The organism is Aquidulcibacter sp. (assembly GCF_049239865.1).
GTDB lineage: Bacteria > Pseudomonadota > Alphaproteobacteria > Caulobacterales > Aquidulcibacteraceae > Aquidulcibacter.
The window spans coordinates 1-1,044 of the sequence record NZ_JBMLTR010000109.1; the positions used below are offsets into that span (position 1 = coordinate 1).

A 1,044-nucleotide genomic window follows, 5' to 3' on the forward strand; every position below is an offset into this window, starting at 1 on the left:
TGTATGGTCCCGGAGTTTGATGGTGCGGGTTTGATGTAAATCGCTGCGGCTCTTTTGTCCAGCATTTGCAGATGTATTCGTAGGGTGTGAGGCCTTTGAGGGTCTTGAGCCGCTTGGCGAAGTTGTAGGCCGTGACAAAGTTGATCAGGTGTTCGCGCAGCTGGTCGTGGGTCTCGTAGTAGAAGCGCTTGACGGTTGCTTCCTTGATCGTCCGGTTCATTCGCTCGACCTGGCCATTGGTCCAGGGATGCCTGGGTTTAGTCGTCCGGTGATCGATGTCGTTTCTGGCGCAGGCGTATTCGAAGGCATGGGCTCGGAAGCGCTCGCCATTGGCCATGGCCTCTTTGATTAGCGGCACCGCCGATCCACCGCCACCCGGCGTGGTGAACTGGATCCCATTGTCAGTCAGCACGGTGTGTATCTTGTAGGGCACGGCTTTGATCAGCCGGAGCAGAAAGTCGCGCGATGTCGCGGTTCTGGAGTTCTCGTGCAGCTCGACGAAGGCGAACTTGCTGGTCCGGTCGATCGCCACGAACATGTAGAGCTTGCCTTGCTCGGTGCGGACCTCTGCTATGTCGATGTGAAAGTAGCCAATGGGGTATGCGCTGAACTTGCCGCGCTTGGGTTTATCACCTTCGACTTCGGGCAGCCGGGAGATATCGTGTCGCTGAAAACAGCGATGCAGCGATGAGCGCGTCAGGTGCGGGATCGTCGCCTGCAGGGCATAGAGACAGTCGTCGAGTGGCAGCAGGGTATGCTTGCGGAAAGCGACGATCATCGCCTCCTCCTCGATGCGCAGCACCGTCGAATGCGCGTCCTTGGGGCCAGGGCGGATGTCGGCAGTGCTCTTACGGCTCCTCCACTTAGCGACCGTCTTGGGGTTGATCCCATGACGCTTCGCAAGTGCCCTCAGGCTCTCTTGACTATCTTGTATTGCTCGACGGATTGCCGCTGTCGTGCTGGCGCTCCCGTGAAGAACTTGGCCCATAGTGCATCCTTCCATTCCTGCATGGATAACGTACCATCAAACTCCGAGACTAAACA

At 57.7% G+C, this 1,044-nt stretch carries 1 protein-coding gene; it reads right to left on the reverse strand.

The window, feature by feature from the left end; all coding sequences use genetic code 11:
- A partial coding sequence (locus ACOVRA_RS08100) for an IS481 family transposase (RefSeq protein WP_421719841.1) occupies positions 1 to 988 on the reverse strand: 988 nt, incomplete at its 3' end.
- Positions 989 to 1,044: the final 56 nt, after the last annotated feature.